Origin of the sequence: Citrobacter sp. wls826 (assembly GCF_005281245.1) — a bacterium.
Lineage (GTDB): Bacteria > Pseudomonadota > Gammaproteobacteria > Enterobacterales > Enterobacteriaceae > Citrobacter > Citrobacter braakii.
In genome coordinates, this window is record NZ_SZWS01000018.1 from 151,468 (window position 1) to 152,389 (window position 922).

Annotated in this window: 2 protein-coding genes; both read left to right on the plus strand. The window is 57.9% G+C overall.

The window, feature by feature from the left end; all coding sequences use genetic code 11:
* The coding region (locus FDW87_RS21680) for an amidohydrolase family protein (RefSeq protein WP_252362984.1) at positions 1-560 on the plus strand (560 nt) is incomplete at its 5' end.
* Between the two features lie 136 nt (positions 561-696).
* On the plus strand, positions 697-922 hold a 226-nt coding region (locus tag FDW87_RS21685; protein ID WP_252362985.1), incomplete at its 3' end, for a hypothetical protein.

A 922-nucleotide genomic window follows, 5' to 3' on the forward strand; every position in this document is an offset into this window, starting at 1 on the left:
ATGCCACCCGCGTGGCCAGCTACAACCCGTGGACAGCGCTCTACTGGCTGGTTTCGGGCCGTACTGTGGGAGGGATGGCGATGTACGATGATAACAATCGCCTGCCGCGCGATGTGGCGCTGGAATTGTGGACGGCCGGTAGCGCCTGGTTCTCCAGCGAACAGGGTAAGAAAGGGCGCATCGAGAAAGACCAACTGGCCGACCTGGTGGTGCTGTCTAAAGATTACTTCAGTGTGCCGGAAGAGGAGATCAAAGGCATAGAGTCGGTAATGACCATTGTCGATGGCAAAGTGGTGTATGCGGCCGGGCATTTCACTCCGCTGGCGCCGCCGGCCATCCCGGTTGTACCTGACTGGTCGCCGGTGGTAAAAGTGCCGGGGCACTATCGCTCAGCGCCGCCTGCTGCGGCGAAAATTGGCGCAATGGTGCAGATGCACCAGTGTTGCGGCAGCTGCGGCGTACACGGTCATCAGCATGATATAGCGCGTAAATCGGCAATTCCGGTGTCAGATGACCGGGCTTTCTGGGGCGCGCTTGGCTGCTCCTGCTTCGCGTTTTAATCCCTCATCACAGCCCCTGGCCAAACCCAGGGGCTGATTGTCTATTCTGAAAAGCGGTTCATCGTGTTAACCGATATGGCGCAACTGCAACAATTTGTGTCATTCTGGTCTGTCTTTATACAGTGAAGGTGGAAACATGGATGAGCTGCTAACCCTTGGCTGCATTGTATTATTCTTCGCGCTGGTAGTGGTTCCCGGCCTCGCGATCGTGGCATTCAGACGCAGTGCGGCTGTACGTTCTGAGCTGATGGCCTTGCGCCGTCGGGTAGAGGAGCTGGAGCTGCGCGGTGTGGCGCAGACCAGCGCCGTTGAGCCAACGGCAGCAAAAGATATTGTTCCTGCCGATGCGCCAACGGCTGCGA